The sequence below is a fragment of the Nocardia goodfellowii genome (assembly GCF_017875645.1).
Taxonomy (GTDB): Bacteria; Actinomycetota; Actinomycetes; order Mycobacteriales; family Mycobacteriaceae; genus Nocardia; species Nocardia goodfellowii.
This window is the reverse complement of sequence record NZ_JAGGMR010000001.1, coordinates 3,274,995-3,290,008: the sequence shown is the minus strand read 5'-3', so window position 1 is coordinate 3,290,008 and position 15,014 is coordinate 3,274,995. Positions and strand designations below refer to the sequence as shown.

At 67.3% G+C, this 15,014-nt stretch carries 15 protein-coding genes; 1 reads left to right on the top strand and 14 read right to left on the bottom strand.

Annotated features, from left to right (window positions below; translation table 11 throughout):
* Positions 1-79: 79 nt before the first annotated feature.
* From BJ987_RS14865 to rpsP, 5 genes are all read right to left on the bottom strand, one after another.
* Positions 80-1,747 (bottom strand): AMP-binding protein, encoded by a 1,668-nt coding sequence (locus BJ987_RS14865; RefSeq protein WP_209889714.1) that lies wholly within the window; start codon positions 1,745-1,747, stop codon positions 80-82.
* A 102-nt stretch (positions 1,748-1,849) separates the two neighbouring features.
* A complete protein-coding gene (trmD, locus tag BJ987_RS14860; RefSeq protein WP_209889711.1) occupies positions 1,850-2,557 on the bottom strand; it encodes a tRNA (guanosine(37)-N1)-methyltransferase TrmD in 708 nt (235 codons plus the stop codon).
* Positions 2,558-2,638: 81 nt separating this feature from the next.
* On the bottom strand, positions 2,639-3,163 hold the full coding sequence (gene rimM / locus BJ987_RS14855; protein ID WP_209889708.1) for a ribosome maturation factor RimM: 525 nt from the start codon (positions 3,161-3,163) through the stop codon (positions 2,639-2,641).
* Positions 3,164-3,406: an RNA-binding protein gene (locus tag BJ987_RS14850; protein ID WP_163822793.1), complete on the bottom strand. Its 243-nt coding sequence runs from the start codon at positions 3,404-3,406 to the stop codon at positions 3,164-3,166. It abuts the gene before it with no gap.
* Positions 3,406-3,849, bottom strand: coding sequence for a 30S ribosomal protein S16 (rpsP, locus tag BJ987_RS14845; protein WP_209889705.1), 444 nt, complete (start codon positions 3,847-3,849; stop codon positions 3,406-3,408). The genes BJ987_RS14850 and rpsP overlap by 1 nt, the downstream gene beginning before the upstream one ends.
* Positions 3,850-4,100: 251 nt before the next feature.
* Between rpsP and BJ987_RS14840 the strand changes: the two genes are divergently transcribed.
* Positions 4,101-4,283, top strand: coding sequence for a hypothetical protein (locus tag BJ987_RS14840; RefSeq protein ID WP_209889702.1), 183 nt, complete (start codon positions 4,101-4,103; stop codon positions 4,281-4,283).
* A gap of 4 nt (positions 4,284-4,287) precedes the next feature.
* Here BJ987_RS14840 and BJ987_RS14835 read toward each other — a convergent pair whose 3' ends face one another.
* From BJ987_RS14835 to BJ987_RS14795, 9 genes are all read right to left on the bottom strand, one after another.
* Positions 4,288-4,842 (bottom strand): dihydrofolate reductase family protein, encoded by a 555-nt coding sequence (locus BJ987_RS14835; RefSeq protein ID WP_209889699.1) that lies wholly within the window; start codon positions 4,840-4,842, stop codon positions 4,288-4,290.
* A 111-nt stretch (positions 4,843-4,953) separates the two neighbouring features.
* Positions 4,954-5,937: an LLM class F420-dependent oxidoreductase gene (locus BJ987_RS14830; RefSeq protein ID WP_209889695.1), complete on the bottom strand. Its 984-nt coding sequence runs from the start codon at positions 5,935-5,937 to the stop codon at positions 4,954-4,956.
* 106 nt (positions 5,938-6,043) lie between these two features.
* Positions 6,044-7,138 carry an amidohydrolase family protein gene (locus BJ987_RS14825; protein ID WP_209889692.1) on the bottom strand — a complete coding sequence of 365 codons (1,095 nt, stop codon included), beginning with the start codon at positions 7,136-7,138 and terminating at the stop codon, positions 6,044-6,046.
* Positions 7,139-7,194: 56 nt separating this feature from the next.
* A complete protein-coding gene (locus BJ987_RS14820; RefSeq protein ID WP_209889689.1) occupies positions 7,195-8,121 on the bottom strand; it encodes a LysR family transcriptional regulator in 927 nt (308 codons plus the stop codon).
* Positions 8,122-8,455: 334 nt separating this feature from the next.
* A complete protein-coding gene (ffh, locus tag BJ987_RS14815) occupies positions 8,456-10,024 on the bottom strand; it encodes a signal recognition particle protein (protein ID WP_209889686.1) in 1,569 nt (522 codons plus the stop codon).
* A gap of 125 nt (positions 10,025-10,149) precedes the next feature.
* Positions 10,150-10,464 carry a hypothetical protein gene (locus tag BJ987_RS14810; RefSeq protein WP_307869610.1) on the bottom strand — a complete coding sequence of 105 codons (315 nt, stop codon included), beginning with the start codon at positions 10,462-10,464 and terminating at the stop codon, positions 10,150-10,152.
* 115 nt (positions 10,465-10,579) lie between these two features.
* A complete protein-coding gene (locus BJ987_RS14805; RefSeq protein WP_307869609.1) occupies positions 10,580-12,982 on the bottom strand; it encodes a [protein-PII] uridylyltransferase in 2,403 nt (800 codons plus the stop codon).
* A gap of 163 nt (positions 12,983-13,145) precedes the next feature.
* Positions 13,146-13,484: a P-II family nitrogen regulator gene (locus BJ987_RS14800; RefSeq protein ID WP_209898388.1), complete on the bottom strand. Its 339-nt coding sequence runs from the start codon at positions 13,482-13,484 to the stop codon at positions 13,146-13,148.
* A gap of 5 nt (positions 13,485-13,489) precedes the next feature.
* Positions 13,490-14,809 (bottom strand): ammonium transporter, encoded by a 1,320-nt coding sequence (locus BJ987_RS14795; protein ID WP_209898385.1) that lies wholly within the window; start codon positions 14,807-14,809, stop codon positions 13,490-13,492.
* Between the last annotated feature and the right edge of the window lie 205 nt (positions 14,810-15,014).

The window sequence follows — 15,014 nt, the reverse complement described above, 5'->3', positions numbered from 1 at the left end:
TGCTGTTCGGCTCTGAACTGGCGATCTCGGGCGCTGTCGTCACGGCCGCCAACACTACCGCCGCCGCCTGACAAACGACCTACCCCCGGGTGAACCCTTCGCCCGCCGCATCTTTCCCCGGAGCCGGGACCAGCGCTTTCGCCATTTCCCGCATCTCGGCCTTGCGCACTTTCCCGGTGACGGTCATCGGAAATTCGTCCACGATGTGGACATAGCGCGGAATCTTGAAGTGCGCCAGTTTGCCCGCGCAGAATGCCCGGATCGCGTCGGCGTCCAGTGTGGGCGCGCCCTCGCGCATCCGGACCCAAGCCATCAGTTCCTCACCGTATTTCGGGTCGGGTACGCCGATCACCTGCGCGTCCAGGATGTCGGGATGGGTGTAGAGGAATTCTTCGATCTCGCGCGGGTAGATGTTCTCGCCGCCGCGGATGACCATGTCCTTGATCCGGCCGGTGACCGCCAGATAGCCGTCGGCGTCCATCACGCCGATGTCGCCGGTGTGCATCCAGCGGGCCGTGTCGATCGCCTCGGCGGTCTTCTCCGGCTGGTCCCAGTAGCCGAGCATGACCGAGTAGCCGCGGGTGCACAGTTCCCCCGGCTCACCGCGCGGCACCGTCAAACCCGTTGCGGGATCGACGATCTTGACTTCGAGATGCGGCAGCACCCGGCCCACGGTGGCGGTGCGGCGGTCCAGGCTGTCGTCGCGGCGGGTCTGGGTGGACACCGGCGAGGTCTCGGTCATGCCGTAGCAGATGCAGACCTCGGACATGCCCATGCGATCGATGACCCGTTTCATCACCTCGACCGGGCAGGGCGAACCCGCCATGATGCCGGTGCGCAGGCTCGAAAGATCCGGCGCCGCACCCTTGTCGAGCTCGCCGAGCATGGCGATGAACATGGTGGGGACGCCGTAGAGGGAGGTGCAGCGTTCCGCCGCGACCGCCGCCAGCGTTGCCGCCGGATCGAAGGCGGGAGCCGGAATCACCACTGCCGCACCGTGACTGGTGGCGGCGAGGTTGCCCATGACCATCCCGAAACAGTGATAGAAGGGCACCGGGAGGCAGATCCGGTCCTGTTCGGTATATCCGCACAACTCACCGACGAAATGGCCGTTGTTCAGGATGTTGTGATGGCTGAGGGTAGCGCCCTTGGGGAAACCCGTTGTGCCCGAGGTGTATTGGATGTTGATCGGATCGTCCATGGACAGCGTGCCCGCGATCTCCACCAATCGCGGGGCGTCGATCTCGTAGCTCGCCAGCACATCCCAGGCCACCGTGCCGAGGATCAGCACCTGCTCCAGCCCTGGACAGTTCGGCCGGACCTCATCGATCATCGCGACACAGTTCGAGGTCTTGAATTCCGGCGCGGCGATCAGCAGCCGCACGCCGGCCTGGCGCAGCACATATTCCAGTTCGCTGGTGCGGTAGGCGGGATTGATATTCACCAGCACCGCACCGATTTTCGCGGTCGCGTACTGCACGAGGAACCATTCGGCGCAGTTCGGCGCCCAGATGCCGACCCGGTCGCCCTTGTCGATGCCCAGCGCCGTCAGTCCGGTGGCGAGCGAATCGATGGCGGAGGCGAGTTCGCGGTAGGTCCAGCGCCGGCCGGACGGCACGTCGACCAGCGCCTCTCGCCCCGGGAAGGCGGCGACGGCACGATCGAAGTCGGCGCCGATCGTGTCCCCGAGCAAGGGGGCTTCCGACGCACCGGACGCGTAACTGGGCTGCCCAGGAACCACTGGCATGGCTTGATCTCCTCCGCGGACTGTCGCACTGTCTCCAACATGATGTGGCTCACATCGGTTCAGCACCACCCCTGAAAGGAGGTGGCCGGTCCGCGGACCGGGTCAGTCGGGCGGGAGAAGATCCGGGCGGCGTTCCCGGGTGCGCTCCAGCGACTGCTCACGCCGCCACGCGGCGACCTTGGCGTGGTCACCCGACAGCAGGATCGGCGGGACGTCGAGTCCGCGCCAGGAAACCGGACGGGTGTAGCTGGGCCCTTCCAGCAGTCCGAGTCCCTCCCGCCCCGCCGCCCCGACCGAGAACGAATCCTCCTGGTGCGATTGCTGGTTGCCCAGAACCCCGGGGATGAGGCGGACAAAAGCCTCGGTCATCACCAGAACGGCGGCCTCGCCCCCGATCAGCACGTAGTCACCGATACTGACCTCTTCGACGCGGACGCGCCGGGCGGCGTCGTCGAAGACGCGTTGATCGATGCCCTCGTAGCGCCCGCAGGCGAAGACGATGTGCTCTTCGGTGGCCCAGCGCTCGGCGGTGCGCTGGGTGAACGGGACACCGGCCGGGGTCGGTACGACGAGCAGCGCCTCGTCGGGGCAGACCTCGTCGAGGGCGTCGCCCCAGACGGTCGGCTTCATCACCATGCCGGGACCACCGCCGTAGGGCGCGTCATCGACGGACTTGTGCACGTCGTGCGTCCAACGACGCAGGTCGTGCACGTCGACGGAGATCAAGCCCTTCTCGATGGCTTTGCCCAGCAACGCGGTCCGCAGGGGTTCGAGGTACTCCGGGAAGATCGTGACCACGTCGAGCTTCATCGGATCTCCTGTTTCACTCGGCCCGGATACCACTCGACCGGGAGAACTCTTGTCCCCCGGTCGAATTCGGTCTCGTCCACGCTATTCGGGATCGAGCAGACCCTCGGGCGGATCGATGACGACAAGTTTGTCGGCGATCGACACCGTCGGCACGATGGCGGTGACGAACGGGATCAGAATCTCCCGCTTGTCCTCGGCCGACTCGACCGACAGCAGTTCGCCCGCGGCCGAATGCAGCACCTCGGTGACCGTGCCGACGACGGTGCCGTCGGTGAGCTGGACGGTCAAGCCCTCCAGCTCGTGGTCGTAGTACTCGTCCGGGTCGTCCGAGGGCGGCAGGTCCGCGCTGTCGACGACGAACAGGGTGCCGCGCAGCGCGTCGGCGGCGGTGCGGTCGGCGACGCCGCGGACGAACACCAGAAGCCGGCCCGAGTGTTCCCGGACCGACTCGATGGTGAACTCACGAACCTCCGTGGACCGCGGCAACTTTCCCCGCAAGGTAGTGCCGGGGGCGAACCGGGATTCCGGATCGTCGGTACGAATCTCGACGACGAGTTCGCCGCGCACACCGTGCGACTTGGCGACCCGGCCTACGACGAGTTCCATCTAGGCGTCGGTGTCGACCACGTCGACGCGGATACCCCGGCCGCCGATACCGGCGACGAGCGTACGCAGCGCGGTCGCCGTGCGACCGCCGCGGCCGATGACCTTGCCCAGATCCTCGGGGTGCACATGCACCTCGACGGTGCGCCCGCGACGGCCGGTGATCAGCTCGACGCGGACGTCATCGGGATTGGCGACGATGCCGCGAACCAAATGTTCGACGGCATCGGCCACGACGGCCGACATTACTCGGCGGCTTCGGTCTCGGCGGGCGCCTCAGCGGCGGCCTCGTCCTTCTTGGCGGCCTTCGACTTCTTGGGGGTGACGGCGTCGGCGACCGGCGCGTTGTCGGCAGCGGCCAGCGCGGCGTTGAACAGATCCAGCTTGGACGGCTTCGGGGCCTTCACCTTGAGGGTGCCCTCGGTGCCCGGCAGGCCCTTGAACTTCTGCCAGTCACCGGTGATCTCCAGCAGACGCTGGACCGACTCGGTCGGCTGCGCGCCGACACCCAGCCAGTACTGCGCGCGCTCGGAATCGATCTCGATGAACGACGGCTCTTCCTTCGGGTGGTACTTGCCGATGGACTCGATGGCCCGGCCGTCACGACGGGTGCGGGCGTCGGCGACGACGACGCGGTACTGCGGGTTGCGAATCTTGCCCATACGGGTGAGCTTGATCTTCACAGCCATGCTGATCTGCCTCTTTCAGTAGGTTGGTCACGGCGCAATTCAGCGACCCGCATGGCCTGCGAGCCCGGTTTCACGCTTGGAGTGTGTGACCGCCGCGCGGTACGTAACCGGAGACGGGCTGACACTGTCCTTCGAAGGACGAGGGTTCATTCTGCCAGACGGGCCGACGGAGCCTGAAATCGGTGGTCGACCGGGCCTGCGCCGAGCCACGGTGTGATCCATGCCACCACGACCGCGGGAACCGGACAGCGGTGGCGAACGTCGAAGTAGGCATGGGGATCTTCCGCCGTAAGCGCAAGCGCCGCAAAGGCCGCGAGTCCGGGGTCGACGATACCGTCGCCGAAGCCGCGGTGGCCGGTGGTGAGTTCGCGCTGCCCGCGCTGTTCCGCGTCGTCGGCGGCGCGCTGCGCGGCCTGCTCAACGCTGTGACCTGAGCGATTACGCGGGGCGATAACGCAGGAGCACCACACCGGACTTGAACGGCTTGGTTTCCACGAGCCGCAACCCGGGCGCTTTCAGCCCCTCTTGGAACAATCGCGCGCCGCGACCGAGCACCACCGGGTAGACGAACAACCGGTACTCGTCCACCAGGCCCGCCGCCATCAGGTCATGCACCAGGGCGATGCTGCCGGTGCTGACGATGTCTTTCCCCGGCTGCTCCTTCAACGCCCGGACCGCCTCCAGGTCGCGCAGCACTACGGAGTTCTGCCATCTCGGATCATCCATGGTGCGCGACACCACATACTTCGCGATCTGATTCAGATCGTCGGTGATCCCGGTCTGATCATCGTCCTGCTCCGGCCAATATCCGCGCATCTCCTCGAACGTCCGCCGTCCGAACAGCACGGCGTCGCAGGCGGCGGTATGCGCCGCGAGCTCCGCCAGGATGTCGGACTGATCGTCGACAGCGTCATTGCCGACCGTGAACCAGCCCGCGCTCGCATCGATCACCCCATCGAGGGTGATGTTCTCGGTAACCACCAAGTCGCGCATGATTCGGCCCTTCCGCTGGAGACAGATCCGTCAGTACAGACGATCCGGTCGCCCGGAATTCACCGGTGCGTCGAATGGGCGCAGGGGCAGCGCGATCACCGGTGACCCGACTCAGCGCAGGAGCGGAGCGAGGGTGCGTCCCGCGAGGTCGACGGCTCCTGGTTCGTGGCCGTTGGTGACCATGTTGACGATCAAGCCCTGCACACCGTGCGCCAAGACCCGGGACCGCAATTGCTCGACGACCTCATCGGGCGCACCGGCGAATTGGCGGTCGGCGGGGGTCTGCCGACGCTGCTCCTCGGACAAGGTGGACAGGTCGACCCCGTTGGCGCTGAACAGATCCTGCTGTTGCTTGCGTGCCCGGTCACCGTCTTCGTCGATGATCAGGAACGCGAGGTAGCTGACCTCCAGCGTCTCCGGGTCGCGTCCGATCTCGGCGCAGCGCTGGTGCAGCGCGTCCATCTTGCGGGGCAGATCGGAGGCGTTGCAGATGATGTTGAGGTGGTCGGCGTAGCGGGCCGCGAGCGCGAAGGTCTTCTTCTCCCCGCCACCGCCGAGCAGGATGGGCAGATCCTCGCGGATGCGCGGCTCGTTCATGGCCTCGTCGGTGTGGTACCACTCGCCCGTGAAGGTGGGGCGTTCGCCGCGCAGCATCGGATGAATGATCTGCAATGCTTCGTCCAGCCGGCGGAAACGATCGCTGAACGTGCCGAATTCGAAGCCGTAGGACTTGTGCTCCAGCTCGAACCAGCCCGCGCCGATACCGAGCACCGCGCGGCCACCGCTGACCACATCCAGGGTGGTGACGGTCTTGGCGAGCAGCGCCGGATTGCGGTAGGTGTTGCCGGTCACCAACGCGGACAACTGGATTCGGTCGGTCGAGGCCGCCAGAGCACCGAGCGTCGTATAGCTCTCCAGCATCGGCTGGTCGGGCGAACCGATCCCCGGCAGCTGGTAGAAGTGGTCCATCACGAACACGGTGTCGAAGCCCGCGGCTTCGGCTTCCCGGGCCTGCGCCACCACAGTCGGGAACAGCTCACGCACTGGCTGCCCATAGCTGAAGTTGGGCATCTGATAACCGAGGCGAATGGTCACAGCACCCGACGATACGCCGCCCGGTGGGCACCGCTCGGTGAAAATCCGGTGGCGGGCGGCGAAACTCCGGGTGTCACGGGGCGGCCGGGTGCCGGACGGTGTGGGTTCACCGGTGTCCGGTGACCGGGTTGGGCGTCTTCACGACGCGACCGCGCAGCACCACCCACTGCGGATCGGTCAGCATGGCCGAGTTGCCGCGCGGATCTTCCTGGTAGACAACGAAATCCGCGGGCGCGCCGTGTTCGATGCCGGGGCGGCCGAGCCAAGTCCGGGCGTGCCAGGACGCCGCGCCCAGTGCCTCGTGCTTCGAGAGTCCGGCCCCGGCGAGCGCGCTGATCTCGTCGGCGATGCGGCCGTGCCGGATGGAGCCGCCCGCGTCGGTGCCCGCGAAGATCGGGACACCCGCGTCGTGCGCGTTGCCGACGGTATCGCGGACGCGGCGGTGCAGATCGCGCATATGGGCGGCGTAGGTGGGGAATTTGCCCGCGCTGTCGGCGATCTCGGGAAAGGTGTCGATATTGATCAGGGTCGGAACCAGCGCCGTGCCGTGTTCGACCATCAGCTCGATGGTGTCGTCGGTGAGGCCGGTGCCGTGTTCGAGGCAATCGATGCCGGCGTTGATCAGTCCGGGCAGCGCGTCCTCACCGAAGACGTGCGCGGTGACCCGCGCGCCGTTGGCGTGGGCGGCGTCGATGGCCTTCTGCAAGATCGCGTCGCTCCAGAGCGGCCGCAGGTCGCCGACCGAGCGGTCGATCCAATCGCCGACGATCTTCACCCAGCCGTCGCCGAAACGTGCCTGCTCCGCGACGATTTCGGGCAGATCGCGTTCGTCGTCCAGTTCGATCCCGAGTTCCCGGATATAGCGTTTGGGCCGGGCGATGTGCCGCCCCGCGCGAATGATCTTCGGCAGTTCCTCGTGCTCGTCGATGAACCGCGTATCGATCGGCGAACCGGCGTCACGCAGCAGCAGCGCACCGGCATCCCGCTCGGTCTCGGCCTGCGCGATCGCACCGGCGCGGTCCTCGTCGCCGCCGCCGTACCGGATGCCGACATGGCAGTGCGCGTCGACCAGGCCCGGCACGATCCAGCCTGCGCCACACAGTGTTTCCGCGCCGGGAACCGGCTCGAAGGACACCACGCCGTCGCGCACCCACAGGTCGCGCACCTCGTCATCGGGGAGAACCACACCACGCAGATGCACAACTACCTCCTGGACGTCGCCGGCGAATCCAAACTACCGCCCGGCACCCCGCGCTTCTAGATCACTACCGCTGTGATGTCGGTGCGTTCGCGGCAGATCGCGCGGACGGCGGCCAGGCCCGCGGCGATCGAGGGGTGCGTGCTGCTGCCGCGGCGAACGAAGGCGACATGGCGGCGGCTCGGGGCGGACGGGCCGTGCAGGCGCACCCGGACCACGTCGTGTTCGGCGGGCAGATACGCCAGGCGCGGGATCAGGCTGACGCCGAAACCGCGGGTGACGAGCGCCGAGATACCGATCCAATCCATCCCGCGGTGTACTACGCGCGGTGTGAAACCCGCTGCGGCACAAGCGCTCAGCTGGAGCTGACAGTGCGCGACACGCTCCGGCGCGCCGATCCAGTCCTCCGCGGCGGCCGCGGCGAGTTCGACGCTCGCGCAGTCCGCCAGCCGATGCCCCACCGGCACGAGCAGATCTTGCGGTTCGTCGGCGAGGGGATGCTGCTCGAAGCGCGGGTCAGCCGGGGACGGGCCGTCCGCGGCGGGAATGACGACGCCGATGTCGGTCTCACCGGACAGCAGCAGGTCGAAGCAATGGCGGCTCTCGTCCTCGTTGATCTCCAACGCCAGCCGGGGATGCTCGGCGCGCAATCGAGCCGCCGCCGGAGCCACCAGGGCGACCATCGCCGTCGGCATCGCGCTGATTCGCAGCACACCCGCCAGGTCGTCGCGGTGCGCGGCCACGTCCGCGCGAGCCAGTTCGGCTCGGGCGAAGAGATCGTCCGCGTGCCGTAGCAAAGTGTGCGCGGCGGCCGTCAGCTGCACCCGCCGACCGACCTGCTCCAGCAGGACCACGTCCAGGTCATGGGCCAGCTGACGCAATTGCTGCGACACCGTCGAAGGGGTGAGGTGCAGCGCCGCCGCGGCAGCGGTGACCGTGCCATGTTCGCGCAGCATCCGCAGAGTCTGCAAACGCGGGTCGATCATGTGGCAATTCAACACGATTCAATGCGGAATCTTTTGCTGGATTCACATATCGGCGCGACGAATACTTCGTACATGCCTCCTTCTCCCCTGGCGCCGAGCTCCGGCGATTCCGCGATCCGTTGCCGCAGTTGTGGAAGCGTCGTCGAACAACCGCATCCCTCGGTCTCGTGCCACCGCACCTCCGAAGGCACGGTGCGCTACACACGCTGCTCCTGTGGCGCGCCCCAGATCTGGCTCCGGCAAGCGACCTACGGCTACAGCGAAGTTCTGCACGGCTGAAACGCCGCGCGCCCGGCCGATGGGCCGGGCGCGCGGTCGTGCCGTGCGGTGTCGACTACTTCTTGGGGAACTTCAGCTTCGACAGGTCGAAGCCCTCCAGACCCGGCGGCAGCTGATCGAGGCCGGGCGGCATGTCGGAGATGTCGGGCATCCCCGCGGGCATTCCGCCGGGCAGGCCGGGCATGCCCGGGAAACCACCGCGCACCTTCGGCGGGGTCGGGCCGCGGCCGCCCTTCTTGCCCTTCTTGCCGCCCTTTTTGTTGTTGCGCCGGTTGCCGCCGGGCAGACCCATCTGACGGCCCATCATCGTCATCATCTTCTTCGCCTCGAAGAAGCGGTCGACGAGCTGATTGACCTCCGAGACCTGAACGCCCGAGCCGTTGGCGATGCGCAGACGACGGGAGGCGTTGATGATCTTCGGGTTCTCCCGCTCGGCCGGGGTCATGCCGCGGATGATGGCCTGCACGCGGTCGAGCTGCTTGTCGTCGACCTGGGCGAGCATGTCTTTCATCTGGCCCGCGCCGGGGAGCATGCCGAGCAGGTTGCCGATGGGGCCCATCTTGCGGATGGCCAGCATTTGATCGAGGAAGTCCTCGAGGGTGAGTTCGCCGCTGCCGATCTTGCGGGCGGCTTCCTCGGCCTGCTGCGCGTCGTAGACCTGTTCGGCCTGCTCGATCAGCGACAGCACGTCGCCCATGCCGAGGATGCGCGAAGCCATCCGGTCGGGATGGAAGACGTCGAAGTCCTCCAGCTTCTCACCGGAGGAGGCGAACATGATCGGCGCGCCGGTGATCTCGCGCACCGACAGCGCCGCACCACCGCGCGCGTCACCGTCGAGCTTGGTGAGCACCACACCGGTGAACCCGACTCCGTCACGGAAGGATTCGGCGGTGTGCACCGCGTCCTGACCGATCATGGCGTCGAGCACGAACAGGGTTTCGTCCGGCCGCACGGCGTCACGGATGCCCGCGGCCTGCGCCATGAGCTCGGCGTCGATGCCGAGACGGCCGGCGGTGTCGACGATCACGACGTCGTACTGCTTGGCCTTCGCCTCTTCGACACCGGCGCGCGCGACCTCGACCGGGTCGGCCGCGGTGATGCCGAGCGGATTCTCGCCACCGCCGATCGAGGTGCCGGGGTGCGGCGCGAACACGGCCGCACCGGCACGCTCACCGACCACTTGCAGCTGGGTGACGGCGCCGGGGCGCTGCAGGTCACAGGCCACGAGTAGCGGCGTATGCCCTTGTCCCTTCAGCCATTTCGCGAGCTTGCCGGCCAGGGTGGTCTTACCGGAACCCTGCAGACCGGCGAGCATGACCACCGTCGGCGGCGTCTTGGCGAAGGTGATGCGACGGGTCTCGCCACCGAGGATGCCGACGAGCTCCTCGTTGACGATCTTGACAACCTGCTGCGCCGGATTCAGCGCCGCGGAAACCTCGGCGCCCTTGGCGCGCTCCTTGATCTTGGCGATGAAGCCGCGCACCACGGGCAGCGCGACATCGGCTTCGAGCAGTGCGAGCCGGATCTCGCGACAGGTGGCGTCGATGTCGGCCGGTGACAGACGCCCCTTGCCGCGCAGATCCTTGAGGGCACCGGTTAGCCGGTCGGACAGTGATTCGAACACCGATCGCGCTCCTGAATCTCTACGGGGATGGCAGCCGGCGGAGCCGGCGGGGCGGGTAGGCCCCATGGGAGGTCAACCACCCCAGAGTAATCGGAGAACACCGGTGATCGCGCACGGGGCGGGGATCAGTCGAGCGAGCGGCGGCGCGGTTTGACCGTCTTGCGGTAGTCGTGATTTTCGGCGCCGACCATGAACATCGCTTCGCGGCCGGTGAGGCCGAGCTTGAGGGCGAGGTCGTCGAGCAGGGCGTAGTCGGCGTCGGTCGGGGTGTCGGTGGAGGCGGCGGTCACAGCGATGGTCATGGCGGTCACGGCCTGCTGACCGGTGAGGGTCCGGCCCGGTAGCCACGAGACGACCCAGCGGTCACCGCCGACACAGCGCGCCATATGCGTTGTCTCGTTGCTCGTCATCATCGACGCCGACACGACTTCAATTGCCACCGACTTGCTCCCCTCATGCTCGCGATAGCCAGACGCTCTGATACTAGGGTGCGGACATGCCTCTGCCTATGGGTTCCAGCAAATAGCGTGCAACGGTTTGATAGCGTGGGCCGTTTTATGTGGCGGCAGTCTCCTCCGGCTTCTTCGGCGCCGGTCGCGGGACCACTTCCATGACAGCCTTTTCGACGGTTTCGCGGCGTCCCGGGCTGTCGTCGGACCCGAGGTCCAGGCAGAACGAGTCCACCACGGCCGAGCCCATGGTCACGACTTTCGCCCACCGGACATTGGCGCCACCGGCCGCGAACGCGGCCGCCAGCCGGCTCAGCAATCCGATCCGGTCCTCGGCGCGCAACTCCAGCAGCACCTGGCCGGGCGGGCCCGCGGGCAACCAGATCAGGCGCGGCTCGGCCTGCGCGTAGGGACTCGGAATGATCCCCGCGTCGCGTTCGCGCTTCGCCAGCAGCGCGGACAGATCGAGATCACCCGCGATGGCGCGAATCAGTTCCTGGCGCAGCAAACCGGCGTCCGGCGGATCACCGAACTTCGGCGAGACCACGAAGGTGTTGATCGCCGACTCCCCCGCCCCGCCGACCGCCGCGGACAGCACACGCAGCGAATGCAGGGCGAGCACACCCGCCGAATCGGAAAGCAGACCCGGATTGTCCGGCGCGATGATGGTGACGGTGTAGGTGTATTTGCCTTCGGCAGGCCGCAAGTCGATGTGCACGCCCCCCGACTCGGCCTTGGCGATGAGTTCCGGCGCGATGGGTTCCGGCGTCGGCAGCGGATCGCCGCGCAGCACCAGACGGCACCGGCGCACCAGATCACCGATGAGCGACGCCTTCCAGTCACCCCAGACACCGGGCCCGGTGGCCAGCGAATCGGCTTCCGCCAGCGCGTGCAGCAGTTCCAGCAATTGGCTGTCGCCGTCGAGGGCGTCGACAACGTACTGCACGGTGTCCGGGTCGGCGAGGTCGCGGCGGGTCGCGGTGTCCGGCAACAGCAGATGGTGCCGCACCATCGCGGACAACGTCCGCACGTCCTGCGGCCACAGACCCAGCCGGCGGCCGATGTGGGTGGCCAGTTCCGCGCCGACGACGCTGTGGTCCCCCGCGCGGCCCTTGCCGATGTCGTGCAGCAGCGCGCCGAGCGCGAGCAGGTCCGGGCGCGCGACCCGGGTGCTCAAAGCGCTTGCGTAAGCGACGGTTTCCATCAGATGGCGGTCGACGGTCCAGGTGTGCATCGCGTCGCGCGGCGGAAGATCGCGCACCGCACCCCATTCCGGTAGCAGACGACCCCACAGTCCGGTGCGGTCGAGTGCCTCGATCGCGTCGATGATGCCGCGACCGGAGCCGAGCAGCACGAGCAGGTCGTTCAGCGCGTCCTTGGGCCACGGCTCGCGCAACTCGGGCGCGTCCTCGGAGAGCCGGTTCAACGTGGTCGCCGACATCGGCAGCCCGGTCTGCGCCGATGCCGCCGCGACCCGCAGGATCAGCCCCGGATCGCGCTGCGGCCGCGCGTCCCGGGCCAGCACCACCTCGCCCGCGTGCTCGACCACCCCCTCATCGAGTGGTCGGCGCACCGGCGGTCTACGCAGCCGGGCCAGGCCGCGGCGGGGCAGCGCGTTGGCCGCTGTCCGCAAGCCGACATCGACCGAGTAGCTGACCGTGCGCGCCGAATCGCTCAATGTCCGTGCGAGATCGAAGCGGTCACCGATCCGCAGGGCGCTGCCGATCTCGTCGGCGTCCTGGGCGCGCAATTGGTCGCGCGCGCGACCGGCCACCCGGTGCAGCTCCGTCCGGACATCCAGCAAACGACGATGGGCCGTCTTCAAGCCGCCACCCGGCACCTCCGGACCGAGCCCCGGCATGGCGTCGGTCAACTGGGCGATAGCCAGCGCGTCCAGCAGTTGGATGTCGCGCAGCCCACCGCGCCCGTTCTTCAAGTCCGGTTCGGCGCGGTGCGCGATTTCGCCGCTACGCTGCCAGCGGGTTTCGGCCTGCGCGATGATCTCGTCGAATCGCCCGCGGATCCCGGTCCGCCATTCCCGGCGCACCCCGCCGATCAGCAGATGGCTCAGATCCGCGTCACCGACGATGTGCCGGGCCTCGAGCATGCCCATGGCGGCGATCAGGTCGTCGGAGGCCACCCGTAGCGCCTGCGGCACGGTCCGCACGCTGTGATCGAGCTTGATATGGGCGTCCCACAGCGGATACCAGAGCTGATCGGCCACCTCGGCGACCCGGGCCGGATCGACATCGTCGTGCAGCAGCACCAGGTCCAGGTCCGAGTACGGCAGCATCTCCTTGCGCCCGAGTCCGCCGACGGCCACCACGGCCAACCCGCTGTCGGCGGTGATGCCGAGTTCGGCGCCCTTGGTGGTCAGCCACAGTTCATAGAGATCGACCAGTGCCGCCCGCACCGACTCGGAGTCCAGGCGCGGATTCCTGGGCACGCCTCCGTCGAGCAGTTGTTTCCGTGCCGCGACCAGTTCGGCCGCTCCATTCGACTGACTCACAACCCACCACCTGTATCCGATTCGCGGCGCTGACTACGTCCTGCGTGGTTCCGCTTCGCTACGGCCCCCGGGCGCCGAGTTCACCCGCGCCCAATGCGGGCGGCCCCGCCCCTGACCGGGGAAACCGGTAGGAGCGAGGCCGCCGCTCGATTGTCGTTCGGTATTACAGAGCGTCGGTACCGCGTTCGCCGGTCCGGACCCGGATGATCGACTCGACCGGGGTGACCCAGACCTTGCCGTCACCGATCTTGCCGGTGCGCGACGCTTCGACGATCACCTCGACGACCTTGTCGACCGAGGCGTCGTCCACGACGACCTCCACGCGAACCTTCGGCACGAAGTCGACGGAGTACTCAGCACCGCGGTAGACCTCGGTGTGTCCCTTCTGCCGCCCGTAACCCTGGACCTCACTGACCGTCATGCCGAGGACGCCCGCCTGCTCGAGCGCGGATTTGACGTCTTCGAGCGTGAACGGTTTGACGATTGCGGTGATCAACTTCATGGACGTCATGCCTCCTTGACGAGCGAGCTCGGGACCGAGCCGGCCGAGCGTGCCGTGCCACCCACAGCAGCGAAATCGTATGCGGTTTCCGCGTGCTCGGACTCGTCCAGGCCCACCGACTCGCCTTCTTCGTCAGCGCGCAGACCGATCGTGAACTTGATGATGTAGGCGATAACGGTCGTCGCGACCAGCGAGTATGCGAGGACGGCGAACGCTCCGACGGCCTGCAGCTTCAACTGCTCGATCCCACCACCGTAGAACAAGCCCTTGACTGCCGCCGGAGCTTCTTCCGTCGCGACCAGGCCGACCATCAGGGTGCCGACCAGACCTCCCACCAGGTGCACGCCGACCACGTCGAGCGAGTCGTCGAAACCGAAGCGGAACTTCAGGCCGACCGCGAGGGCGCACAGAGCACCGGCGACCGCGCCGATGGCGATGGCGCCGACCGCGTTCACCGAGGAACAGGCGGGGGTGATGGCGACCAGACCGGCCACGATGCCCGAGGCCGCACCGAGGGAGGTGGGGTGGCCGTCGCGGAACTTCTCCACCAGCAACCAGGCCAGCATCGCGGTGGCCGTGGCGATCGTGGTGGTGAGGAAGGTTGCACCCGCGGTGGCGGTGGCGCCGACGGCGGAACCGGCGTTGAAGCCGTACCAGCCGAACCACAGCAGACCCGCGCCGAGCATGACGAAGGGCAGGTTGTGCGGACGGAACGGCGTCTTCGGCCAGCCCTTGCGCTTGCCCAGGACGACGGCCAGCACCAGGCCCGCGACACCGGCGTTGATGTGCACCGCGGTACCACCGGCGAAGTCGATGGCCTTGAGGTTGTTCGCGATCCAGCCGCCCTGCTCGGCGGTGATGCCGTCGAAGGCGAAGACCCAGTGCGCGACCGGGAAGTACACGACCGTCGCCCAGATGCCGGCGAACAGCAGCCAGGAGCCGAACTTGAGGCGGTCGGCGACCGCGCCCGAGATGAGTGCCACGGTGATGATGGCGAACATGAGCTGGAACGCGACGAACACCGGCAGCGGGATGGTGCCCGCCAGCGGTACCGCGGTCTCCACGTCGGCCAGCACGTTGGACTGGTCGGCGCCGCCGAAGATCTGCTTCAGACCGAAGTACTGACCGGGATCACCGAAGAGATTGCCCTTGTCGTTACCGAAGGTCATCGAGAAGCCGTACAGCGCCCAGAGGATGGAAACCAACCCCATGGCGCTGATGCTCATCATGATCATGTTCAGCACGTTCTTACTGCGGACCATGCCGCCGTAGAAGAACGCGAGTCCGGGTGTCATCAACAGCACGAGTGCTGAGCTCGTCAGCATCCATGCGGTATCGCCGGCGTCCGGCGCGCCGATTACGGGAAATGCCACCTTGAAGTCCTCCTCATCTCGGGCCCAGCCGACCAACGGCGATATGGACCTGAACAGAAAGGTTCCTCACTCGGTGTTTCATCTGGCGTGCCGTGAGGTTTCGCGTGCGTGAACGGATGAGCCAGTTGTGTTGCGTCTACGTTTCGTAGCGCCGACT